This is a genomic window from Streptomyces sp. ME19-01-6 (assembly GCF_033793745.1).
GTDB lineage: Bacteria > Actinomycetota > Actinomycetes > Streptomycetales > Streptomycetaceae > Streptomyces.
This window is the reverse complement of sequence record NZ_JARAXF010000037.1, coordinates 68,418-90,852: the sequence shown is the minus strand read 5'-3', so window position 1 is coordinate 90,852 and position 22,435 is coordinate 68,418. Positions and strand designations below refer to the sequence as shown.

Here is a 22,435-nt window from a genome sequence, read left to right as displayed (position 1 = left end):
GTCTAGGGGGAGGGAACCCGCCATGCCCGCACCACGCCGCGATCCGGCGTCCCGGATCACCGACACACTGGCGTCACCGGTCCTGAACGCGCTCATCGGCCTCGCCGGGATCGTCATCCCGGTGATCGCCTGGGCCAGCGCCCGCGCCAGCGTGAGGAACGGCCTGCTGATCACCGAGACCGCGATCGTCATCGTCATGACGGCCAATCACCTATGGCTGAGGAAGGCATTCATCACGCTACGGCGCGCCACTAACCTCAAGGCCATGGACGATGCGCACTACTACGGCCTGGTCCGCTCCCAGCTGGAGCAGGAGCTGATCTCCGACTACGGCGAGATCGCCGACGGGCACCTGCGGGTCTACGCCAGCGAAGTCCCCCGCCTGTCAGTACTGCTGGTCAACACGCTCATCGACTCTCAGTCCCTGCCCAAACGGATCCTGGCCGCGGACCTGACCACCAACCCCTCACTGCTCACCCGGCGCCGCGAATACCTGACCGCCAACCGCCGCCTGGTCGAGGCCGGCGGCAGCATCGACCGGCTATTCATCGCTTACCAGGACGACCTTGTCCGCGAGGAATACGCCCGCGATCTTCTTCAACTCATCAACCACCACCGCCAGCTCGGGGTCACTTGCGGGCTGGCCGTCCGCGACCGGCTGCGCGCGGACCAGGCCGTGGACGTCATCATCGTCGCGGCGGCCGCCGTCCTGGTGGAAGAGGAGCAGGGCGATGCCGACTACACGAAGGGCCGCTCCAGCGTCTACTTCAAGGGTGCCGAGCGCTGGATAGGCCGCTTCGAATCCGTGTGGGGACATGGCGCCGACGCCGCACCGCAGATCCTCCAACGCTACGAAACCGTCGTCCGGCCCATGCTGGACGGCACCACCTGGGACACCGACCGCGTCCGCGAGACAGTCGACGCGCTGTAGGACCCCGGCCCGGCAGGCAAAGCAGCCGGTTGGCCGCTCGGTTTCCTCTGCGCGGCGTGAACGACGACTGCTGTCTTTGCCGACCACCGACATGCCGTGGACCGATGCTGGACAGCACCGACTGGGACACCGGCAACGTCCGCGAGGGGATCGACGCACTGTAGAGCCCGGGGCCCGGCAGGGCGATGGTGAAGCGGCTCCCGCCTCGGCGGGGGCCGCTTTTGCTTGCCCGGACCAGTCCACTGTCCCGGTGCGGGCACCACCCACCCCAAAAGCTAGTCACTAGATGTACGGTGTGTGATCAACGGGTGGGGCCTCCCCCATCCCCGTCCGTCCCACCGGGGTGACTCACCATGCTGCTGTCCTTAACGCTCATCGCCCTCGGCATCGCACTGCGCCTGCCCGACCGCATCCACCACTCCCGCCGCCGCCCGGCCAGCGGCAGCGCCGCCGACCTCATAGCCCTGCAGCGAATCCAGGTCACCACCTGGACACCCACGCTGCTCCTGACCGGCCAGTGGCTGCAGATCGCCGGATGGTGGCACCTGGCCGCACACGGCCCCCTGGCGGCCGCCGTGGCGGCCCTCGGCGTCGCGGTCCAGTTCCGGCACCTTCAAGAGATCAGCCACTTCGCCGTGCACGGTGTCCTGGCCCGCACCCGCCGTGCCAACCAGCTGCTCGCCGAGGCCTTCGCCCACCACCCACTCGGCATGATTCCTGTCCCTGAGCGGCGGCGCCTGCACGTACGCGACCACCACCCCAATGCCGCCCGCCCCGGCGTCGACCCCAACCTCGCCGAGCTCCACCAGGCCGGATTGCGCCCCGGCATCACCCGGCTGCAGCTCGCCCGCGCCGTAGTGCATCCGCTCACCTGGCGCGGCCTCCGCAGCACTACGGCCGGGATCGCCGCCAACCTCCGGCACTCCGGAAAATGGCACCGTACGGCCGCCGTCGCCGCGGTCCTGGGCGCCGCCTACCTGGTGGGCGGCTGGCCGGCCCTCCTCTGCGGCGTCCTGATCCCGCGGCTCCTGCTGTATCCCCAGCTGGCCTGGCTCAGCCTCATGGTCGAACACACCTGGTTCGACCCCGAACCCCGCACCGGCTCCCCGGCCTGGGTGGAAGCCGGCCGGTGCCTGCGGCTCTACCCCCACAACCGCCTCCTGGTCGCGCTCGCCGCAGCAACCTGGCTCCCGTACGGCGACCTCCACCACTACGCCCACTCCGCCCACCCTGCCGTGCGCTGGAACTACCTCCCCGCCCTCGAACGCCACCTCGCTCAACCGCACTTCACCCCGGACAGCTTCCTGTTCGGCCCCAGGTCCGTGATCGCCCACCACCACCGCGCGCTCACCGTCCAAACCGCCGCGCCGAGCACGCCCGCCCCCACCGCGTAACCGCGGACACGCGGAAGGCCCCCGATCCCGTCGCTTCCCGGGTTCGAGGGCCTTTCACATGCCCAGCGCAGCGCCGGGCCTGACGTCGCCGTTGTTCTCGCCGTGCTCGTTCACCTCTCCATCGTGCAGCGCGCCGGGGAGCGGGAACAGACCGCCGGGGAAGGGCGGGCGTCGCGTGTTACGACCTGTCGTTCCTGCGCTGCCTGACCGGCCAAGAGCGGGTCTCGCGGTACTTCTTGATCTTGACGTTCAGGTGGGACCGGTGGATGCGAAGTGCGGCCGCGATGCTCGACTGCGTGATACCGACCTCCTTGAGGAGGCGCATCACCTCCTCACCCTGACGGGCGGCGGGGACACGGCGCAGGGCCTGGGCCTCGTCGGCTGTGAGGTCTCGGGTGGTGCTGACCCTCCAGACCATGCCTCGTTCTTCCAGCGCCTGGCGCCGGTCGTCGGCGAGCCCGCCCGGTTTCGTCCCGGCGTGCAAGGCTCGGTAGTAGCCCATGTTCTTGCCCAGTCGGTACCCGGTGGGGTCCACGTAGTCCTTGCGGACGTTGAGGTCATAGTGGGCCGCGATGTAGCGGTCGCATGCGGCCAGGAACTCCTGCCAGGGCTGGTCGGTGGTGTCGAAGCGCATGCCGAGCTCTTCCAGGGACGCCTGCTCGGCGGGGTCGATGCGTCCTTCACGCCACAGCTTGCGGTGCGCCTTGATCTTCGCCCCCAGGGGGTAGCCGTCGGGGGCTGTGTAGCGGGCCGGCACCTCAAGGTGGCCGTGCTGCTCGCGGTACTCGCACGCCGCGGTGTGCAGCTCCTGCCACCGGGCGTGCCGGGTGTTCCAGACCATGCCCAGGCTGTCGAGGGTGGCGCGTACATGCTCCGGCACTCGGTGGGGGTTGCTGCGCGTGCTGTTCATCTTCTGGCCCAGCCGGTAGCCGCTGGGTGCGATGTAGCTCTGCGGTACCAGTACGTGGCCGAAGGCCCGGCGGAAGGTCTTCAACTCTTCCGTGAACAGCTTCCACAGCCGGGCCTTGGTCTCCCAGATCATGCCGATCTTGTCGAGGGCTTCGATCCGGTCCCGGCGCATCCAGCCTTTCCGGTGGTGCTGCCGGGCGTTGACGATCCACTGCCCGAGCCGGAACCCGCCCTCCTGCGTGACGTACTGGAACGGCACGTTCAGATGGCCGTGGACCGAAAAGTAGGTACGGGCATGTCCGTATCCCTCCCACCAGGCCGAGGTGGTCTGCTTCACCGTGATCGCCTTGAGCTGCTCCAGTACCCGGTCGCTGGTGCCGGTCGGCAGCTCGACGGTGATGCGGGACGGCAGTTGCGGGTTCCGTGTGGTCCCATGGCTGCGCTGAATGTCCAGCTCGATGCCCAGTGCCTCGTCATGCGCGCGCAGGGCCCGTACCACCTGCCACAGAGTCCTGAACTCCCCCGGATCGAGGTCTGTCACCTGGGTCGTGGAGTCGGGGATGACGATCGGCACGATGATGGTGGCCGTGCCCGACCCGCCGGGCGACGGGCGCAGGGCCCGCCCCACGGCCTGAACGATGTCGACCTGGGACCGCTTGGGGTGGGTGAAGGCCACCGCGTCCACTGCTGGCACATCCACGCCCTCGGACAGGCATCGCACGTTGGACACCACGATCCACTCGCCGGGCGGCCGGCGCAGCCGGTCCAGGACCGCCTGCCGCTGGCGGTTGCTCATCTCGCCGTGGATATGGTCCGCATGCACAGCGCCATCGGGCCGCTGCCCTGCGGGCAGCCGGGCAGCAGTGGACGGCAGGGTCCGGGTGAATTCACGGGCGGCATCCAGCCGGGGACAGAACGCGAGGATCCGGCGCAGCCCGTACTGGCGGGCGGCTTTGGTGATGACCGCCTGGGCCGCCAGGGTTCTCAGGTCCGGCGCGCCGGACCGGTCCACGAATGCGTGCTCGTCGTCCTGGAGCAGCTTCATCGCCTGGGCCTCGGTCACGCCCATGACCACGATCCGGTAGTCCTCCAGAAAGCCCTCGCTGATCGCACGCGCCCACGGGTAGCTGTAGGCGGCCGGGCCGAAGACGGTGAGGTCGTCCATCGACAGGCCGTTGACGGTCTCCACCCGCACGTCATCGATGCGGGGGGTGGCGGTCATGAACAAGCGCCGCCGGGCGGGCAGGAAGGAGTCTTCCAGCACCCGCCGGGTGACGAAGTCCGGGCGTCCCGCGAGGTGATGCGCCTCGTCCAGTACCACCAGATCCGCCGCCTGGCCGGTGTCGCGGAGAGCTTTAGCCAGACGATGGGCGGACTGGTAGGTACCCGCGATCAGCCGCCGTCCCCGGCCGCCGGTCAGCCAGGCAGCGATGACGGCCGGATCGGTCGTGACGTCGGAATCGATGTCGGAGGTGTGGGTGGGGGCGTCGGTCACGGTGTCGTCGCTGCACACCGCGAGGAACGCGTCCAACCTGGTGTGATCGCGCCAGGCAGTCAGCGTCTGGGCGACGAGTGACAGCGACGGCACCAGCACCACCAGGAGCCCGTCACCGGCAACGAGGTGCATCCCGGCTACAGCGCCGACGAGGGACTTTCCACTGCCGCAGGCGGCGTGTAACTGGGCACGTCCCCCGCCGGCCAGGGCGGCCACAATCGCCTCGACTGCTTCGGTCTGGTACGTCCGCAGCTCGAGTACGGATCCGGTCGGGGCATTGTGGCCTTCGAGCTGGACGGCCCGGTGGCTGCTGGGGCGCGGGATCACGCGTCTTGGTCCTTTCCGACTTGGTGTTCAGGGGGTTCGCCGCAGCGCGGAACGCTTATCGGTCGGAGAGAGGAACGCAGGATCATGAGGCCCCGCCGGGGCTGCGGCGCACGCCGCGGAATCGGCGCGCCCACCTCCGCAATGGTGGACATGCGGGTCACGCCTCACCCTGCTCGTCCGCGTCTTCCGCGTAGTCGATGCGGGCGCCGGTCTGCTCGGCGGCCCGGACGCAGACCCGGCGGTGCCAGGATGCCGTCCACCGGCCGCCGCGGTTCGCGGCCTTGTACTCGTCATCGTCGCGGTACGTGATGAGGGGCTGGCCCTCGCCCCACGCCTCGGCCATGTCTGCCACGGCCTTGTCGGTGGCCGCCTTCAGCTCGGCGATCTCCGGCCGGACGCGGCCGGGGATCGGGTCGCGGCCCTGCTCCCACGACCGGAGGGTGCGCGGGTTCACCCCGAGCAGCTTCGCCAGGTGGTCGCCGGTCAGGCTCAGGTACTCGCGGGCCGAGCGCAGTTCGGCCGGGTTCAGCGGGTCATCCTCGGCGAGTTCGTCGCGCAGGCCGCGCAGGTAGTCGCCGAGGCCGTGACAGACGACCACCTGCTGGTCGCCGCAGTCCCGCAGGTTGTCCAGGATGTCCTGCTCGATCTCGTCCAGGAGGGCGTTGGTCGTGTCCGCGGTGATGTCGTACTCGTCGACCTCCTGGCCGTTGACGGCCCCGTCGATGTCCCACACGCCGACCAGGTCCTCGTCGCCGAACGGGGGCAGATCGTTGGAGAAGTATCCGCAGCCCAAGGTCTTCTCGATCTGTTCCTCGGCGGCGAGCGCGTCCTCGGTGAGTTCGGCGACCGTGTTGTTGCCGTCCCACACAGCTTCGGTGCCGGTAATGATCCGGTCGGCAAGCGGGGCGATCTCCCGCATGACGCGGTTCACGGCGTCAGCCGTAAGGACGGGGATGCTGTAGCGGCGGTCCAGACCGTGGAAGACGGTGAACGGCACGGCGTTGCCGATCTCGCCGTTATAGCTGGCGGACAGCGTTCCGGTTTGGGTGTCGAGTTCGATGTAAGCGGGCTGGGCCTCGCTCTGGCCGTCGTAGTGCCGGTACAGCTCGGTGGGGCTGGTGCACTCGATGATCCGCACGGTGGTTCCGGTGGGAGACATGGCGATCCCTTTCAAGGACTCGGGCCAAGGGCGTGCTGGCCGGTGGAAGTGGGTCGGTCAGAGGGTGGCGGTGGCGGCTTGGCCATCGCTGCTCGTCAGCAGGGGCCGTTCTGGCGGTCCTTGAGGTTTTCGATGAGGTTGCTGGCAGCGTCCTTGGACAGCGCCGCAATCTCGGGCCGCGTGGTGGGGCCGTCGTAGAACTCCAGACCGAAGTCGCTGGCGGCCAGGTTGCTCAGCAGGTTCATGGCGTAGTCGACCTGCCGGTGGGTGGCGGGAGGCTCCTGGGGCGTAGGGGTTTCCGTCCTGGCGCGCATGGCGCCGATGGCGACACGGCGGGCGAGGGAAGCGGCGTCGATGACCCGCCGGCCGGCGGTCTTGGTCGCGGTGATGACGCCGTTCCGGCACCAGGTGCGGATGGTCTCAACGGTGACGCTGGCCTCGACGGCCGCGGCAGTCGTGTTCATGGGGTTCTCCGAGTGACTTACGGAGCGGGCTGGGGCTGTCCCCTGCCTCACACCACCCACCCTACACCCTAAATTAGGGTGCACAAGCAGTTGGGGATTGTTGGGCAAGTTGACGACCGGCTGCCGCGGGCGTCACGAACTGCCTTCGTGTTCGCCGGGACCAGTCCCGGTGCCGTTCGCTCCGGTCAGGTCCTCGCGCACCTGGATGCTCAGGACGCGGGCGGCCGCGTCGATCCGTGCCCGCTGTTCGGCGGTGAGATCGGGCAACAGCGCGCCGAGGTGATGGAGAGCGAACGCGACGATGCCCGGGGTCACGTGCCCCAGAATGGCGCGGAGGCGGCTCTGAAGTGTGGTGACCGCCTCCCTGTCTCATCAGTCCTTCGGGTCCGGGTGTCGTACGGCCTTCTTCACTGCGGCTTCCAGCTCGAAGCGGTTGAGGCCGGCGTCCTCGGCGTGCTTGGTGATGGCGGCCTGGCTCTCGACGGCGGCGTCGAACCAGCATTTCCACTGGGCGCGGTGCTCGTCGCCGATAAGGCCTGTGAGGTTGGCGTGCTCGGCGTCAGCTGTCTGCTGAAGGGCGATAAGTCTGGCAGGCATGTCCACGAGTTCGGATCATAAGCCGTCCATGCGACCATGCATTCGCTGCAGGCCGGGTGGCCGGTGGTCAGGCGTTCGGTGTACCCGCACATCAACCCGGGCACCTGGCCCGCACCGGTTCGGGCCCGAGAAACCCGGGACGGGCAGGGCGTCGCTCCTGATAGGTCACTAAGCGGCCTGAGTGTCGCCTCGGCGGGTGACCTGCAGATGTTGCTTTTGGAAGTCGCGTGGACCGTCTACCGGCTCGGCCTCGCCCTGCCGGTCGGCCTGCTGCTCGCCGACTACGTTGCAACCTGGCAGCGGCGCGAGGCCGCCCGGCTGTGGCTGGCCTTCCTCGCCCCGATCACGGTGGTCCTCAACTACCTCCTCTTCGCCACCGCACCCGTCGATATCCCCTGAAGTATCGGGACTGCCCCGACCACGTTCCCCGAGCGGGCGCCTCGGAGCATCACCCCCGCTGGGCGATGCCTCGAAGCGTCAGCGCGTGCGGCGGGGCACCCCTTTGCAGGTTGAGTACCGGCGTTACAAAGCAATCGGGCGATAGGCCAGAGCTCGATCGACCACCTCATCAGCCGAGAGCTCCCGCCCTGGTGGCCAGAAGATCAAGTCGCTGATGTAGCCAGACGGGCACGCCAGGGCTCTGGCGAGCCGCTCCAGCCAGCTGTCCGCCTCCATGTCGGAGGCGTAGTCCGAATCCATGATCCGCTGCACGAGCGCAGCCGCCTCCGCGTGACTCATCCCCGCCGGATCGGGCGTTCCGCAGTCGTTCACCAGCACAGTCCGTTCGGCCTCCTTCGTAGGGGTGCTGTTCAGTTGGCGAGTTCACCGGCAGCGACGACTTCACCCTGCGCGGTCCACCGCCTCAGCGTGCGCCGTACGCCGTCCGTCTCCTCCACCAGCTGGACGACCACAGCGGAATCCTTGGCGGCATAGAGTCCGATCCACTCTCGGTACGTCTTCCGAGCCGTGGCGCCGGACGCCCATTCCCCGGTAACGCCCGGGCCGCTCTCCTCGAACTGGAGCATCACGCGGTACATCACAGCCCCTTTTCTGGGCCGCACGCGTCGCACGCCGTGACGTCGGGCATCGCCAGGACCAGCCGGGCCTGCTCTCGGCTGAGCGGCCTCCCGCCTCGTATGAAACAGGTCTCGCGATGGAGATACCCGCGCGGGGAGGCTCCCGCTGGGCTGGGCAGGAGCTGGAGCGTCCAGCCGACGGCCGGACCGGCGGCCCGGGCCGGCCGCCCGTCTTCCAGCTCCGCGATGCGTGCCTGGACGGCGGCGAGCTGGAGGCGCAAATAGGTCTCTACCGCTCGGAGCCGGTCGAGGTCGGGAGGGAGATCGTCCCGCGCATCCACGGCCCGGCTTTCGACTCTCGACCGCCGTTCTTCAGCTGCACTCACCATTCGAATACTAATCGAACGTGATGTCGTAGCTGATCAAAGGCACACCAGCCCGGACACGCCTACGCTGGAAGACCCCAGGGGGGCCTCTGGGAGGTAGCCATGCGTCCTGTATGGAGCGGCGCTGTCGCGTTCGGCCTCGTCACCATCCCTATACGCGTCCTGCCCGCTACCGACGACCACTCGATCAGCTTCCGGCAGATCCATACCGCCGACGGCGGCCGGATCCGCTACCGGAAGGTCTGCGAGATCGAGGACCGGCAACTCGACCCAGAAGAGATCAGCCGCGCCTACGAAGCGTCGAAAGACCAGCTCATACCCATCAGCGACCAGGAGCTCGACGACCTCCCCCTGCCCACCGCGAAGGCAATCGACGTCGCGGCATTCGTCGAAGCCGAGCGCCTCGACCCCATCCGCTTCGGCCGCCCCTACTATCTGCAAGCCGACGGCGCCGTTGCCGCCAAGCCGTACATCCTGCTCCGGGAAGCTCTCCAGCGCAGCGACAAGGTCGCCGTCGCCAAGTTCGCCTGGCACAACAGGGAGAGGTTGGGTGCGCTCCGGGTCGTGGGCGACGCCATCGTCCTCCAGGTCCTCCACTGGGACGACGAGATCCGCTCAGCCGAAGGACTCGCACCCCGCGGCGTGGACCTCTCCGACGCAGAGGTCGACGAGGCCATGGAGCTGATGGAAGCCATCGGCGGCACCGACCTCAGCCAGTACCGCGACGAGTACCGGGAAGCTGTCGAAGCCGTCATCCGCGCCAAGGCCGAGGGCATCGAACCGGCCGAGGTCGAGACGCCAGCTGAGCCGGATGGCAAGGTCGTCGACCTCATGGCCGCCCTCCGGGACAGTGTGCGGGCCGCCCGTGAGTCCCGTGGGGAGAATGAGGGCGAGGCCGAGGTACAGGAGATGCAGCCGAAGAAGAAGGCCCCGGGAAAGAAGACCGCCGCGAAGAAGACCAGCAGGAAGAAGACGTCGGCGAAGAACACGACGAAGCGAACGGCGTCCTGAGGTCAGCTGTCGTCCAGGGCCGCACTGCTGCGGGCAGTGCCCACCAGGTGGGATGAGCCGCGCAGGTTTCACAAGGCCCAGGGCCCTGACCGTCGACAACGACTCCGTGCAGGCTTGACGTGCATCTGTACGCTCACTGCGGCCGGAGTCGTGGGAGCCGACTTCGGCCCGACCCTCTGCCGGAAGGACTCGATGAGCACGATCTCCCCCAAGACCTGCCTCGCGCTGCTGCGCGAGACAGCTGCAGTCGAGCGGCTGGACATCGAGCGGACCGTCCGCCCCGGCGACCAGCGGCGCCACCGCGCCTACCTGGTGCACCGGGCCGCACTCGCCGACCGCGCCGAACCCGCCCTGGCCGACGTCGAGCCCACCGAGACCAGCCAGCAGGACGCCGAAGCGACCGCCCGCCAGCTGCTGGACCACGACCGCGCCCACGGCACCAGCCGCGGGCCCGTGCCGGCCGCCCCCTGGTGGGACGACAACTTGCGCGGCTACGCCCACCAGGAGCACGCCGTCGTCGTCCGCGACGAGCACGACGGGGAACAGCCCCATGCCTGAGGTGCAGATGAGCCCCGAAGTCCGGGCCTTACTCGGCCCCGAGGGCATCGCCCGTGCCGCCGATATCTCCCTGACCAGCGGCATCTGCGCCAGTTGCCGGGAGCCACTGACCGGCACGGTGAACACGGTGGTCCTCACCGGCGGCACCTTTACGCACGTCGTCTACGTGCACGACCGATGCGGCCCTTCCGAGGTCATCCAGACGGGAGCCGGCCTCGGCCCGTCCGTGCCCGCCGACGGTTACGACATGACCATGACCGCTGCTGTCCTCGACCATGGCGGGGCCGACCTGCCCGTGCTGGTCGCCGAGACTGTGAGCAGGGCATACATCGTCAATGGCCCGGGCGCAGAGCTGACCAACGTGGTCGCCAGCCACCTGCTCGGCCAGGGCTTCCACTTGGTCTCCCGGATGCGCCAGGCCCCGCCCCAGGCGCCCGAGTGGATCGGCGTGCTGCTCCTCGGACACGGCCCCGCAGGCGAGGACGGACTCCTGGTCCTTGAACCCGACGGCGGGCAGTTCTACGCCGGGAGCGTGGAGTTGCCGGATGGCTGGCTCGCCCAGGCCGCCCGCTACGGATGGGCCGTGCTCTACGCCGGCCACGTCGGCCTCGCCGACCTGCGCCACGACAGCAAGGCCGCCGCCAAGGCCCTGCGCACCGCTGCCCAGGCCGGTCAACTGGTCGGAGCCCGGATTGCCGTCGGCACCCCGCCGCCGAGCACCGCCCCTGTGCCCGGCAGGTGACCGCCGCCGGCCCGCCACCGGGCCGGCCGCATGTGCGGGGTGGTCACAGGAGGTGCCGGAGCCAGACGGCGACGATACTGACGGCGGCGGTGCCCGTGCCGTAGCAGGCTCCATGGAGCATGAGGCGGGCCGCGGTGCGCCGGCGGCGCACCGCCCACCGGATGGCGCGGACCGCCGGGTTGGCCGCGTTCTTGGGCATGTCGGCGGGCTCGGGATTCTGCTGCATGGCAGACGTTCCTCTCTGTGGGGCGTCGCGTGCCTGGTTCAGCGGCAGTTGGCGAAGCGGTGGAACCGGTCGGCCAGACGCCGGTCGGGGCGGCGGACGATGCCGCAGCCCGGTGCGCGGGACGCCAGCCGCTCGACTTCGGCTTCCAGGCAGCCCGTCGGGACACTGGCGGCAGAGCCGTTGGTGCCCACGTACTTCGCGACGGTCTCGAGGGCCTCGAAGAAGCCGTCGCCGCTCTCGTCCATGGTTTGGACGAGCTGGTGGAGCCAGTGCTGTGCTTCGCGGTCCTCGCCGAGCTCGCAGTGGCGCAGGTGGAGGCAGTAGGCGGCGGCGCGGTGGCCTGCGCCGGCGGCCAGCTTCCACCAGAACTCGGCGCTTTCCGGGTGCCCGGTCAGATACAGCAGACAGCCGTAGACCAGGGCACCGTCGATGTCCAGCTGCTCCGCGGCCTCGGCGTGGCCCGGCTCTTCCCCGGCCTGAGGAGGGTCTTCGGCCAGGCGGTCGACGTGGCCGGCCGCGCCCGGCTCGTTGAGGACCCAGCGCGAGACCACGCTCAGGCGCTGTTGGGCCTGCGCTGCACGGGTCAGGTCCGGGTTGGGGGAGCTGAGGGCGGCGTCGGCGGCCAGGCGGCGAAGGCCGGCCGCGACGTCGAAGGATTTGGAGGAGGTGGGGATGCGGGCGTCGGCCAGGACGTCTTCGAGGGCGGAGGAGGTCATTTTCCTTTTCCTTCCTTGGCTTCCGGGCCGGGGTATCCCAGCTGGACGCGCAGCCGTTCCTTGGCCTTGCGGCAGTGGTAGTCCACGGTGCGTTCGGTCAGGCCCATGAACCAGGCGATCCGGGCTGGGGGGTATCCCAGGATGTAGCGCAGGACCATCACGTCGAACTGGCGGGGCGGCAGCTCGGCTATCGCCTCGTACAGACCCGAGACGCTCTGCATGACTTTCAGCTTGTTCCGGGCAGCTCGCAGTGCCAGGGCGATCGGCCCGTTGATGACGAACGCCGGCGGTCGCCCCTCGGTCTCCAGGCGGCGCCCCACGATCCGGCGTACCACCGTCCAGGCACGCTGCTCCAGATTGCCTTCCCGTAGCAGCTGCTCCCAGCCCGCCTGGATCTCCCGGAACGCCTGGTGAATCGCTTCCTCAGCTACGCGGCGGCTGCCGAGCTGGGCCTCGGCGTAGTCGTGGAAGAACTCCTGGTGTCCGAGGTAGAAGGCTTCGAACTCCAGCGGGAGCTGCAGCGGAGCGTGCACGGGTTGAGGGGCTCCTGCGTCCGGAGATGCGGCGCTTTCGGAGGTGCTGTCGCCGATCACATCGGCCTCCCGGCAGCGTCGCGCATCGCGGGGACATCCATCGCACGGTCCTCTTCGTTGAGGGTTGAGGTGGACACGGCGCACAACGGGCGTACGCCGGAGGCTTTTTGGGCCTCGTGTTCCACCTAAGCGATTTCCGGGCCGGAACACGCATGCACGACCTGCGGAAAATCACCGAGTGGCCTCAACTGGCCACGATAAGTAGTTTCATACGAAAATACGCGTACGTGATCAACCCTGTGACCTGTGTAAATAAGAAGGCGTCACCGGCGAAGCGCTCAACGTCGACCAAATACGTGGCATGGATCACACAGGAGCAGCCGCTTGCCAAACAGGAGCGAGCAGCATGGGTAAGCCAACTTCCAGACACGCCACTGACCTTGTCGCACAAGCACCGAACGAAGCGGCCCCGCCGCGCGCTCGTACGCCGACCGGCTGGCGCTCACGCCGAACCGCAGCCCACCGGGACCCAGCAGCCAAAACGTCACTGGCCGCAGCCTGGGACATTCCAGCCCCGACACCAACGCGGCCAGCTCCGGCTCCGGACACCTCCTGCCCGACCAGCCACGGCTCAAGGACTCAGCACGCTACAAGGCGTCGTCCCGCTCAGGCCCGGTGCCCAGCTGACGACGGCCCGGCGGCCGCGCCTCCAGCTGGTCCTCGAGGAACGGGACAGGAGGCTCGAGGGCGGCGCGCTCCGCGACCGTACGGGCACGCTCGCGGCCATCCCCATCCGGTGACGACTCCGGCTCACCGAGACGAGGTCCGGTGCCCAAGGCACGACGGGTCGAGCTCACCGCCCAAGCCTCCCTGGCGCTCCCAGTACGCCGCGGTGGCGTAGATCGCCCAGGTCCGGAAGCCGGATGGCCGGCAGATCAGCGTCCAGATCGGCCTCAGCCGCCCCCTTACGCTGAGGGGATGCCGTACTGGATGCCGGGGGCGGCGTCTGTGGGCCAGCCCCCAGAGCACGACGAACGACTGTCACGGTGATCATCATACGGCCCAACAGCCCTGTCGGCCCGGGCGCGCCGTCGTCTTCACACTTGAGCACACGCCGGCCGTGGTGGGGGTGGCGGTCACCGGTCCGCCCGGCGTGCGATGCAGGCGTACAGGTGGTTCAGCATCGGTACCGTGTCCGCGCCGTGGTCGGTGAGAACGGTGTGGACACGGTGGGCCATGTCGGTACGGGCGGCGGCATCGAGGACGGCGGCGTTGGCGTAGGACAGGAGCAGGTCGTAGTAGGCGTCCGGGCTGAGGGAGAGGGTGTCGGTGGTGAACTGCCACCAGGGGGTCTCGAACCGGTCGGAGGCCGCCAGTTCGGCGCGGCCCTCCGCGGCGTGCGCCTGAAGGCCGGGCAGGTGGGTGGCCGGGTCGCGGACAGCGTCGGGGTAGTCACCGAAGGCCCGCTTGTTCAGTTCGTGCTGCAGCCGGGTGTCGGCCACGATGGGGAAGTTCCAGATCAGGGCCAGGTGCCCGCCGGGCCGCAGCAGGTCGGCGGCCTTGGTGTAGGAGACGGACGGGTCGAGCCACTGCCAGGCGTTGGCGGAGACCACGGCGGCGAACGTGCCAGCAGGAGCCTGGAGATCTGGGAGGTCTTCGAAGAACCCGCCGAGGACGGTCACGCCACTGTCGCCGGCCGTGCGCTTGCTCAGCAGGGCCCGCAGACGCTCCCCCGGTTCAACGGCGGTGACCTCGACTCCGGCGGCCCGCAGCGGCATGGTGAGCTGGCCGGTCCCGGCGCCGACTTCGAGCACCGGATCTGAGGGGGCAAGGCCGGTGATGTCCACGATCGTGGTGACCAGGTGGTCCGGGATGCCGGGCCGGGCCTGGTCATAGACCGCGGCTACCTCGTCGAAGGCCAGCCTGTTGCCCCGGCGGGTGTTCGCCTTCACCGCTGCTGCCTCACATCCGCCGTGACCTTGGGCATGCCGACCTTGAGCATGTACAGCGTCTCCTCTGCCTCGGGTTCCAGGCCGCACAGCTCCGCGGCGACCTGCTCATCCATGGCGGGCGTCAACCAGGCCCCCGTACCTATCCGAGCAGCAGCCAGCACCGCCACGTGGGCGGCACGCCCACATTCGGACAGCACCGTTGTGGTCGACGGGCTGCGCGGCGATGTGGACGGCACAGCTAGGCGGTCAGGGTGGCAGCGAGGCGTTCTCGGAAGTCGCGGACGGCTGGGATGGCTTCCTGCGGCCGCATGCGGGTGGCGAGGTCGTACAGCGGGCCGGCAGCGCGGTGGGAACTGATCTCTTCCGTGAGGTCGAGCGCCAGGTTGGCCGTAGCGCAGGCGCCGTCGAACTCTCCCTGACGCCATTGGGCGTCCGCTCTACGGCTGAGGAAGAGGGTCTGTGTCCGTACGCGGTCGGCTGGGAAGAGAGCGGCGGCTTCGATGAACGTCTCTTCGGCGCGGGCGGGCTGGTCCAGGTCGAGGTAGGTGGAGGCGCAGGTGCCGAGGAGTTCACTGCGGTCGAACCAGTACACCCATTCGGGGTCCTCGCCCGGGGCCTCGTCCGCTGCGGCGAGGAGGTCGGCGGCCTTGCCGAGGTCGGTGAACGCGGCCGAGTTGGCCAGGTGGGCGCGGGCGCGGGCGCGGCGGGAGAGCAGCATGGCCTCAACCCGGGGGGTGGTGCGGCCCCGGGCGGCGGAGAGGGCGGCGTTGGTCATGGCTTCGGCGTCGTCAGCACGGCCGGTGTTGTGGGCGGCGATGGACCAGAAGGCGAGGACGTGGCTGCCGAGGGAGGCGTCGGAGGAGGCATGAGCGGAGCGCAGGGCGGCGTGGAAGATGCCGTCGGCGCATTGGTCGTGGATGTCGAAGACTGCCCAGGCGTGCATGCGTGCGAGGTCGGCTGCGGCGGCGTGGAGGCGGGCGCCATGGGCGTTGGTGTAGGAGCGGTCTTTGAGAAGGTTGACGACGAGTTGGAGGCTGGAGGCGGTGTCGGTCAGGAGCTGGCCGCCGCCGTCGAGATCGTCGGCGTGGCGGAGTTCTCGGACGCGGTCCTCGACGCGGACGACGGCTCTTTCGCCGAGCCGGCGGGCTTGAGTGATCTGGCCAGCTGCGGCGGGGTCGGCGGTCAGCCAGGACCATAGGGATTCGGTGAGGGTGGCGCCGGTCAGAAAGGTGAAGTCCCTGCGCTTGATGGTCATCATTTCTCTTTCTGACACGTCGTCGAGCGCCTGGATGGCGCCGGGTGCGTCCCAGGGGTAGCGGGTGGGCTGTTGGAGCGGGTCCAGAGCCAGCCAGAGGGGCCACAGGTACTGGTCCACCGCTTCCAGGGGGATGTCCAGCAGCTCGGCGATGAGGCGCTGGGTGGCCTTGTCGGGGCAGCGGCCGGCTTCCCAGCGGTAGACGCCGTCCTTGCCGGTGCCCACCGGGACGCCGCGTCTGGCCCCCAGGTCGCATAATCGGCGCGCGAATTCGGGCGGATTCCAGTCGCGCGCGGCACGGGCCCGTGTCAGCAGGTGCGTCATCAGCCCTCAGCCCTCCGGTTTAAACGGGCCGAACATGTTGACGGTAGCCGCCAAGGCCAAGGGGGCGGAATACCGCCGAGCGGTGCTCTTGGGGTGCTCGTGGCCGCACCGGGACCGCACCCGCCGCCCGTCTTCCGCCTGCGCCGGGGTGCCCGGATGGTGGTGGCACACCCCGCCGCGACGCTCCCGGCCGGATGCCGGATTTGAGGGGCGCGGCGAACCCTGAGCAGGAGGCATTCCGATGGAAGACCAGACCCAGGTTTCCGGCTCCGCCGTCGAGGGCGCATACGTTCCGGCTGTGGTGACCGAGCTCGGCACGGTCACCGGCGCCACCCTCGGCTCGAACAACCAGAACAACGCGGACGACACCGAGTACTGGAGCTGATCCGGCCGGTTGAGGTGACCGGGGATTGATACCGCGCCCGGGGCGGCCGTAGAGCGATGGCCAGCCGTCCCGGGCGCTTGCTTTGCCAACCACGAGTGGGAGGAGGCCGGGGATGGCGCGTTTCGTCGCCGGGAAGTGCCCCACCAGCACCACAGGATCAGCCCTTGAAGTGCGGCCCCGTGATGCCCGCGAGGTCTGGGCCGCAGGCAGAGCATGGCTGTGGGCTGTCGGTCACGATGAGCGGGATATCGCCACGACCGTCGACAAGAGCACGGGCGCGAGACTGTTCACGGTCGGGGGCTGCCTGGCCACCCGGGCAGAGCGGCACGCAGCCCTGACGGCAGCGCTCGGCGGTGACCTGCGCCCGGCGCTGTATCTGCCCGGTTCACAGCTGGCTGTCGTGCACAGCGATGGCACGCTGCGGGTGGTCGGGGATCGTGCCGGGGTGGTGCCGGTGTACTGGCTGCCGTACGAGAACAGCATCTGGTGGTCCACGGCGGCGGCACCGCTGGCCGCGCTGGCCGGTGCGGGGCCGAACCTGCGGCTGCTGCTGGCCGAGCTCACCCTGACCGGCGTGGATGTCCGCCTCCATGAAGCCCACTACGAGAAGGTCCGGCGCGTGCCGCCCGGCCATGCCCTGATCCTGCGCTACGGCAGGGAACTCAGCACGGCGCCCGTCGGCGAGGCGAAGCCGTCTGGTCTCGTGGACGGAGTACGTCGGCTCCGCTGCGCCTTCACGCCAGCCGTAGAGCGGCGGGCCAAGGCGTACGAGCGCCTCACGGCCGATCTGTCCGGGGGCGTCGACAGCAGTTCGGTCACCTGCATCGCCGCCCGCACCCGGCCGCTGCTGGCCGTCACCTATACCGACGCGCAGATGGCCGAGGATGACGACGCACGCTACGCACGCCGGGCGGCCGCCGAGGTCGACGGCATCACCCACCAGGTCGTCGACGCCCGCGCCGCCGGGGTCGCGCACTTCGACGCACTGGCCGATGCCGATGCCCTGCCGACCACGGACATCCCCTCCCTGACCTTGGGGCTGCTGGCCATCAAGGACGCCCAGCTCACGCCCGCGACCGCGAGCGGATCGCAGGCGCACCTGACGGGCCGGGGCGGTGACAACGTGCTGAGCGCGGCCCACAGCCACCTCGTCGACGCCTTCCTCGCCGGCCGCCGAGCCTCGGCGCTGCGCCGTGCGGCCGCCTACGCGCGCTCGCAGCGCGTCACGCCCTGGCGGGTATGGCAGCAGCTCGCCACCACCGCGGCCACCCCGTATCCGCGTGCACTCGAACGCCTGGCCACCCGGCTAACGGGGCCTGGCCCGCTGGCCGCGACTTCGCCAGGCGCCAGCAGCCTGGCCTGGTGCTCAGTGACCGCCGCAGGGGACTGGCTGACCACAGACGGCCGCCGCGCGGTGGGCGAGCTGGTTGCCGACCGCGCCGGAGTCGCCGACCCGTACATCACCCCGGCGGTGCTGCATGACCGACTTGGTCTGGAGTGGATGGCCTCCAGTCACGCGATGTTCGACGCGATCGCCCGCCAGCGCTGGAACCTCCCCATACACGCGCCGTTCCTCGACAGCGCAGTGATCGACGCGAGCATGAGCATCCCCGCCTACGAGCGGGTGCGCCACGGGGTCTATAAGCCGCTCGCTCAGGTGGCGTTCACCGGCCTGGTCCCTCATTTCCTGCTGCACCGCACGACCAAGACCGCGTTCACCACCAGCCTGTACGCCGGGCTGGCCGCCAACGCCCCCGTCCTGCGCCGCATCATCGACCACTCCGAGCTCGCCCAGGCGGGGCTGCTCGACGCGGGCCAGGCCGCCGCCAGCCTTCACGCCGCCGTCGCCGGTGCGCCCGCACCGCTGGCCGCCCTCCACACCCTGCTCGTCACCGAACTGTGGCTCGCCCGCCTCCAGACAGCACGCGCCACCTGGTGGCAGCCCGACCTCCAAAGGAGCTCCCCGTGCCGGTAACCCCGCAGCTCTACACCGCACGTCTGCCCGGCGGAGCCGCCGCGGTGATGGACACCCGCACCCGCCGCGGCCAGTGGCGGCACTTCAACGCCACCGCCGCGCACCTGTGGCACCAGCTCACCAGCGGCACGCCCCTCGACCAGGTCCTCGACGACCTCATCGACCACTTCGCCCGCCAAGGCGCCGACCGGCATACCGCTCGCGCCGACCTGACCGCACTGACCGGGCAGCTGGGCGAGCTCGGCCTGCTGGACGCCCCCGCCGCGCCAGCCCCCCATCCGGCCGGCGAGCAGCCCATCCGCCCACCCCTACCCGAGACCACCGCACTGACAGCGGCCGACCGCGCCGCCGGCGTCCTCGGGCTGGCCGCCGCGCTGCTCCTGCTGCGCTGCGCTCCCATCCGCACCAGCATCACCGCCGCCCACGCCCTGACGCGCGCTCGCCGACGCCCAGCGGCCGCTCACGAAGCTGACCTGCTGCTCCTCGCAGTCCGCCGCGCGGGCCTCTCCTGGCCGGGCCGTTCGGCCTGCCTCGAGGAGTCACTGGGCTGCTTTTTCGCTGCCTGGCTGCGCGGGCGCCGCGTGACCTGGGTGATCGGAGCACGGACCGCTCCGGCCGCTGCCCACGCCTGGATCCAAGCCGGAGAGGAAGTGATCGGGCAGGATCCCAGCGACCGCGTCTGGCCCTACACGCCTGCCCTGCTCATCTGACAGCACGGCGATCACAGCCCGCGTCAGAACGTATATTCGCCACCCTCCGCCAGTGCACGGGCCCGTGACACCCGATCGGGTGAATCGTTGGCGCGGATGTGACGACCTCTCCCACCCCGAACTCCACACCGGCCAAGCGCCGTAACCGCCACCTGGGACAACGGCGCTCCGCGCTCCGGACGGCGGCGATCCCGCAGTACAGCGTGAGCGCAGAACGCCATGACGATGCGTTGGACGCCTCCTGGTGGACCATCGCCCGCCGCCTGCCGCACCTGTCCGCTCTCGCCGTCCGGCTCGCGTGGGCCGCCGCGCCCCGCGCTGTTCTCCTCACCGGCCTGCTCCAGCTGATGACGGGGGCGGTGACCGCCGTGGGTCTATATGCCACCACCGGGGCCCTGGCCCCGCTGCTGACTGCTGGGCCCACGGCCGAGCGGCTGCACCAGGCGCTGCCCTCGCTCGTGGTGGTCGCGGGCGCGGCCTGTGCCCGGTCGCTGGTGGCCGCGCTGACCGTGGCCACCACCGCGCGGATCGGCCCGCGCGTCGACGGCATCGCCGAGAAGCGCTACCTGGAAGCCGCCACCCGCGCGCCCTTGGCCGCCTACGACGACCCGGCATGGTGTGACCAGTCCGAGGCCGCCAGCCGCGCCGCCAAGGACGCCCACTTCATGGTGGAGGCGCTCACCGCCGTGACCGCCGCCCTGCTGGGGCTGCTCGGCGCCGCCGGTGTCCTGGCCCACCTCCACCCCGTGCTGCTGCCTCTCCTGCTGCTGGCCGTCATCCCCCGCGGCTGGGCCGCAGTCCGCGCCGCCCGCGCCGCCTACCTCGCCGACCGGCACACGCTGGCCGACCGCCGCCTGCGGCACTCCCTGATGTTCCACACCGCCGGCCGCGAATCCGCCGTGGAAGTCCGCGCAGGCACCATGCGCCCCTGGCTGCTGCAGCGGTTCGCCGACGTCGCCGCCCGGCTCGAAGACGCCGCCGCCTCTGTCGGGCGCGCGGCCGCCCGCTACCAGCTCCTCGGCGACGCCGTCGCGGGCACCGCCACCGGCGGCGTGTACGCCGCACTGCTGTGGCTGACCGCCAGCGGCCACATCCCGGTGGCCGCCGCAGGCACCGCGTTCGTCGCCGTCCAGACCAGCCAGCGCCTGCTGACCAGCCTCGTCCACAGCGTCAACACCACCTACAAGACCGGCCTGTATCTCGGCGACTGGGACGACTTCCTCACCGACACCGCCGCCCGCACCCGCCTCCCAGACCAGCCCGAGCCCGTCCCCGCCCACCCGAAGCTCATCGAAGCCCGCGACGTCACCTTCCACTACCCCGGAAGCGAACTGCCCGCCCTCCGCAACGTCAGCGTCCGCGTGAAGCGCGGCGAGGTGCTGGCCATCGTCGGCGCCAACGGCTCCGGCAAATCCACCCTCGCCAAACTCCTCGCCGGCCTCTACACCCCCACCACCGGCACCATCACCTGGGACGGCACCGACCTCACCCGCACCGACCCTGAACACATCTGGCAAAACCTCGCGATGCTGCCCCAGGACTTCCGCCGCTGGCCCGTCACCGCCCGCGAGAACATCACCCTCGGCCAAGGCCCCGGCGACGAACCCACCATCCACACAGCCGCCGCCGCAGCCGGAGCCGACAGCGTCCTCGCCGCCCTCCCCGACGGACTCGACACCAACCTCGCCCCCTCCTGGTGGGGCGGCCGCGACCTCTCCGGCGGCCAATGGCAGCGCATCGCCGCAGCACGCACCTTCTACCGCAACGCCCCCGTCCTGATCTGCGACGAACCCACCTCAGCCCTCGACCCCCTGGCCGAAGAAGCCGTCTACGAACGCATCCGCACCCTCAGCAACAGCGGCCGCACCGTCATCCTCATCACCCACCGCCTCGGCTCCACCCGCACCGCCGACCGCATCATCGTCCTCGACGGCGGCGAAATCGTCGAAGAAGGAACCCACGAAACCCTCCTCCACCACAACAACGGCAACGGCACGTACGCGGCCATGTGGCGCACCCAGGCCAACACCTACGCCAGCACCCCCGCATGATCCGGACACCCTCACCACAATTGGGCGTCTCACGGCCCGCAGTCGCGTACCGAGCCCGGACAGGCGGCGTGTCAGCCAGACCAGGGCCTGGAGCGGATCGCCGAGGATGTCGCGGCCCTGCCCGGCCCCGGCCGAGGACCTCCTCGCTCGCGCCCGGGGCGGTTGGGTGTTCCGCGGCGCCCTGGCTCGCGGGCATCGGCTACCTCCCGCTGCCGGTCCGACCGGCCGCGTCTGCCCCGGAGTGCAGGGCGGCGAGCACCGGCAGGAAGTCGGCCGTGGGGCCGCCGAGGCTGGCGATGTCGGCCTCCGACCGGATGAAGTCGATCCCGTCCAGTTCGGGGATGCGGCCCTGCCCGATCTCACTGGAGGCGAGCGCCGCGTAGTCGTCCCTGAGGGTGTCGGCCGGACGGGCAGGCGCCCGGAAATGGAGGCCGATGTTGCCCCAGTTCCCGCGGGTCACCGCCCACAACTCCAGGTCGCGGTGCGGGACGTCGAGGCCGATCTCCTCGGCGAGCTCCCGGGCGGCATGACGGGCCAACGCGTCCGCGACCAGCCCGGCGTCGCCTGTGGGCGGCTCGATCGTGCCGCCGGGCAGCTGCCAGCGCCCGGAGCCGACGGTCAACGCCGCCATGCGCCCCACCAGCAAGCGTCCGTCGGTCGTCGGCTGGGCGACGGAGGCGAAAAGCGAGGGCGCCGGCACAGCGTGGTCAGGGTCCAGGCGCAGGACGAGGAGCCGGTACGTGGCGCGGCACCACGACAGGACCATCGTCCCTGGGTCCTTCCACTCCACTTTGGTGCACACCACCACCGGCCCGTCGAAGAGCGTGGGGTTGGCGGCGGTCATCTCCTCCCACCTGCGGTTCATCGCGGCCCTTTGGGCGTCCGTGAGTTCCGGCGGTGCCGTCTCCACCAGGTGGAGGTCGGGGACGCCGAGGAGTTCGACGGCGTCGGACAGGTTGGTGGTCAAAGTGATCTCCACTTCGGGGCCCGCACCCGCGGGCTGTTCGATCGCTCGGCATAGGGGGCCGCGGCCGATGAGGCGCGGAGAGCCGGAAGCTACCGCTTCAGCGACGGGGGACGAGCAAGGCGCGAAGGCTGGGGAGACGACCGGCCCCGGAATCAGCGCTACCGCCATCCACTGTTCGACACCGGAGCAGCCCCTGCACTCATTGAGGGCGTCGTCTCGTCCCGGGGCACCAGCATCCTCGCCGACCTGCGGACCAATTGCGGCACGCACCAGCGCGTCCCCGCCGTCCGGGACTTCCTCGCCCACACCGTGTAGCGCCGGTCAGGTGGTCGCCCGGCGGAAGGAAGGCGTG

At 70.1% G+C, this 22,435-nt stretch carries 25 protein-coding genes; 10 read left to right on the top strand and 15 right to left on the bottom strand.

The genetic code is table 11. The features are described 5' to 3' along the window. Nucleotides 1-22: 22 nt before the first annotated feature. Together PV419_RS44815 and PV419_RS44810 are read left to right on the top strand one after the other, a co-directional pair. Nucleotides 23-931: a hypothetical protein gene (locus PV419_RS44815; protein WP_319699011.1), complete on the top strand. Its 909-nt coding sequence runs from the start codon at nucleotides 23-25 to the stop codon at nucleotides 929-931. Between the two features lie 353 nt (nucleotides 932-1,284). After that, entirely contained in the window at nucleotides 1,285-2,325 is a 1,041-nt protein-coding gene (locus tag PV419_RS44810; protein ID WP_319699009.1) for a fatty acid desaturase, read from the top strand. A gap of 178 nt (nucleotides 2,326-2,503) precedes the next feature. Here the strand turns inward: PV419_RS44810 and PV419_RS44805 are convergent, their stop codons facing one another. The 5 genes from PV419_RS44805 to PV419_RS44785 form a co-directional block, all read right to left on the bottom strand. Then, nucleotides 2,504-5,056: a DEAD/DEAH box helicase gene (locus PV419_RS44805; protein WP_319699007.1), complete on the bottom strand. Its 2,553-nt coding sequence runs from the start codon at nucleotides 5,054-5,056 to the stop codon at nucleotides 2,504-2,506. A gap of 157 nt (nucleotides 5,057-5,213) precedes the next feature. Beyond that, entirely contained in the window at nucleotides 5,214-6,215 is a 1,002-nt protein-coding gene (locus PV419_RS44800) for a hypothetical protein (protein WP_319699006.1), read from the bottom strand. Nucleotides 6,216-6,310: 95 nt separating this feature from the next. Next, nucleotides 6,311-6,679, bottom strand: a complete 369-nt coding sequence (locus PV419_RS44795) for a hypothetical protein (protein WP_319699004.1) — start codon at nucleotides 6,677-6,679, stop codon at nucleotides 6,311-6,313. A 132-nt stretch (nucleotides 6,680-6,811) separates the two neighbouring features. After that, nucleotides 6,812-6,994: a hypothetical protein gene (locus PV419_RS44790; RefSeq protein ID WP_319699002.1), complete on the bottom strand. Its 183-nt coding sequence runs from the start codon at nucleotides 6,992-6,994 to the stop codon at nucleotides 6,812-6,814. A 57-nt stretch (nucleotides 6,995-7,051) separates the two neighbouring features. Next, nucleotides 7,052-7,276: a hypothetical protein gene (locus PV419_RS44785; RefSeq protein ID WP_319699000.1), complete on the bottom strand. Its 225-nt coding sequence runs from the start codon at nucleotides 7,274-7,276 to the stop codon at nucleotides 7,052-7,054. A gap of 207 nt (nucleotides 7,277-7,483) precedes the next feature. Here PV419_RS44785 and PV419_RS44780 point away from each other — a divergent pair, with 207 nt between their 5' ends. After that, entirely contained in the window at nucleotides 7,484-7,675 is a 192-nt protein-coding gene (locus tag PV419_RS44780; protein WP_319698998.1) for a hypothetical protein, read from the top strand. Between the two features lie 123 nt (nucleotides 7,676-7,798). Here PV419_RS44780 and PV419_RS44775 read toward each other — a convergent pair whose 3' ends face one another. The 3 genes from PV419_RS44775 to PV419_RS44765 all read right to left on the bottom strand — a co-directional run bounded on the left by PV419_RS44775 (nucleotide 7,799) and on the right by PV419_RS44765 (nucleotide 8,678). Continuing rightward, a complete protein-coding gene (locus PV419_RS44775) occupies nucleotides 7,799-8,014 on the bottom strand; it encodes an e9imm peptide (protein ID WP_319699046.1) in 216 nt (71 codons plus the stop codon). 71 nt (nucleotides 8,015-8,085) lie between these two features. Next, nucleotides 8,086-8,313, bottom strand: a complete 228-nt coding sequence (locus PV419_RS44770; protein ID WP_319698996.1) for a hypothetical protein — start codon at nucleotides 8,311-8,313, stop codon at nucleotides 8,086-8,088. Beyond that, nucleotides 8,313-8,678, bottom strand: a complete 366-nt coding sequence (locus PV419_RS44765; RefSeq protein ID WP_319698995.1) for a DUF6233 domain-containing protein — start codon at nucleotides 8,676-8,678, stop codon at nucleotides 8,313-8,315. The genes PV419_RS44770 and PV419_RS44765 overlap by 1 nt, the downstream gene beginning before the upstream one ends. Nucleotides 8,679-8,780: 102 nt before the next feature. On the opposite strand from PV419_RS44765, the gene PV419_RS44760 reads away from it, so the two are divergent. The 3 genes from PV419_RS44760 to PV419_RS44750 all read left to right on the top strand — a co-directional run bounded on the left by PV419_RS44760 (nucleotide 8,781) and on the right by PV419_RS44750 (nucleotide 10,989). Further along, the gene (locus tag PV419_RS44760) at nucleotides 8,781-9,689 is read left to right on the top strand and encodes a Ku protein (protein WP_319698993.1); all 909 of its coding nucleotides are present in this window, start codon (nucleotides 8,781-8,783) and stop codon (nucleotides 9,687-9,689) included. A 192-nt stretch (nucleotides 9,690-9,881) separates the two neighbouring features. Beyond that, on the top strand, nucleotides 9,882-10,247 hold the full coding sequence (locus PV419_RS44755) for a hypothetical protein (RefSeq protein WP_319698992.1): 366 nt from the start codon (nucleotides 9,882-9,884) through the stop codon (nucleotides 10,245-10,247). Continuing rightward, nucleotides 10,240-10,989: a hypothetical protein gene (locus PV419_RS44750; protein ID WP_319698991.1), complete on the top strand. Its 750-nt coding sequence runs from the start codon at nucleotides 10,240-10,242 to the stop codon at nucleotides 10,987-10,989. Before PV419_RS44755 ends, PV419_RS44750 begins: the two co-directional genes overlap by 8 nt. Nucleotides 10,990-11,032: 43 nt before the next feature. Here PV419_RS44750 and PV419_RS44745 read toward each other — a convergent pair whose 3' ends face one another. The 6 genes from PV419_RS44745 to PV419_RS44720 form a co-directional block, all read right to left on the bottom strand. Then, nucleotides 11,033-11,215, bottom strand: coding sequence for a hypothetical protein (locus PV419_RS44745; RefSeq protein ID WP_319698989.1), 183 nt, complete (start codon nucleotides 11,213-11,215; stop codon nucleotides 11,033-11,035). A gap of 38 nt (nucleotides 11,216-11,253) precedes the next feature. After that, nucleotides 11,254-11,931 (bottom strand): hypothetical protein, encoded by a 678-nt coding sequence (locus PV419_RS44740; RefSeq protein WP_319698987.1) that lies wholly within the window; start codon nucleotides 11,929-11,931, stop codon nucleotides 11,254-11,256. After that, nucleotides 11,928-12,464 (bottom strand): sigma-70 family RNA polymerase sigma factor, encoded by a 537-nt coding sequence (locus tag PV419_RS44735; protein WP_319698985.1) that lies wholly within the window; start codon nucleotides 12,462-12,464, stop codon nucleotides 11,928-11,930. The genes PV419_RS44740 and PV419_RS44735 overlap by 4 nt, the downstream gene beginning before the upstream one ends. Nucleotides 12,465-13,111: 647 nt before the next feature. After that, the gene (locus tag PV419_RS44730) at nucleotides 13,112-13,321 is read right to left on the bottom strand and encodes a hypothetical protein (protein WP_319698983.1); all 210 of its coding nucleotides are present in this window, start codon (nucleotides 13,319-13,321) and stop codon (nucleotides 13,112-13,114) included. A gap of 279 nt (nucleotides 13,322-13,600) precedes the next feature. Then, complete coding sequence (locus PV419_RS44725) at nucleotides 13,601-14,416, bottom strand: class I SAM-dependent methyltransferase (protein ID WP_319698982.1); 816 nt, start codon at nucleotides 14,414-14,416, stop codon at nucleotides 13,601-13,603. A gap of 238 nt (nucleotides 14,417-14,654) precedes the next feature. Then, entirely contained in the window at nucleotides 14,655-15,995 is a 1,341-nt protein-coding gene (locus PV419_RS44720; RefSeq protein WP_319698980.1) for a transcriptional regulator, read from the bottom strand. A 241-nt stretch (nucleotides 15,996-16,236) separates the two neighbouring features. Here PV419_RS44720 and PV419_RS44715 point away from each other — a divergent pair, with 241 nt between their 5' ends. The 4 genes from PV419_RS44715 to PV419_RS44700 all read left to right on the top strand — a co-directional run bounded on the left by PV419_RS44715 (nucleotide 16,237) and on the right by PV419_RS44700 (nucleotide 21,116). Then, nucleotides 16,237-16,380 (top strand): hypothetical protein, encoded by a 144-nt coding sequence (locus PV419_RS44715; RefSeq protein WP_319698978.1) that lies wholly within the window; start codon nucleotides 16,237-16,239, stop codon nucleotides 16,378-16,380. A gap of 112 nt (nucleotides 16,381-16,492) precedes the next feature. After that, nucleotides 16,493-18,355 (top strand): asparagine synthase-related protein, encoded by a 1,863-nt coding sequence (locus PV419_RS44710; RefSeq protein WP_319698977.1) that lies wholly within the window; start codon nucleotides 16,493-16,495, stop codon nucleotides 18,353-18,355. Next, nucleotides 18,346-19,065 (top strand): lasso peptide biosynthesis B2 protein, encoded by a 720-nt coding sequence (locus tag PV419_RS44705; protein WP_319698976.1) that lies wholly within the window; start codon nucleotides 18,346-18,348, stop codon nucleotides 19,063-19,065. Before PV419_RS44710 ends, PV419_RS44705 begins: the two co-directional genes overlap by 10 nt. 98 nt (nucleotides 19,066-19,163) lie before the next feature. Further along, nucleotides 19,164-21,116: an ABC transporter ATP-binding protein gene (locus PV419_RS44700; protein ID WP_319698975.1), complete on the top strand. Its 1,953-nt coding sequence runs from the start codon at nucleotides 19,164-19,166 to the stop codon at nucleotides 21,114-21,116. A gap of 199 nt (nucleotides 21,117-21,315) precedes the next feature. Here the strand turns inward: PV419_RS44700 and PV419_RS44695 are convergent, their stop codons facing one another. Beyond that, on the bottom strand, nucleotides 21,316-22,083 hold the full coding sequence (locus PV419_RS44695) for an NUDIX hydrolase (protein WP_319698974.1): 768 nt from the start codon (nucleotides 22,081-22,083) through the stop codon (nucleotides 21,316-21,318). Between the last annotated feature and the right edge of the window lie 352 nt (nucleotides 22,084-22,435).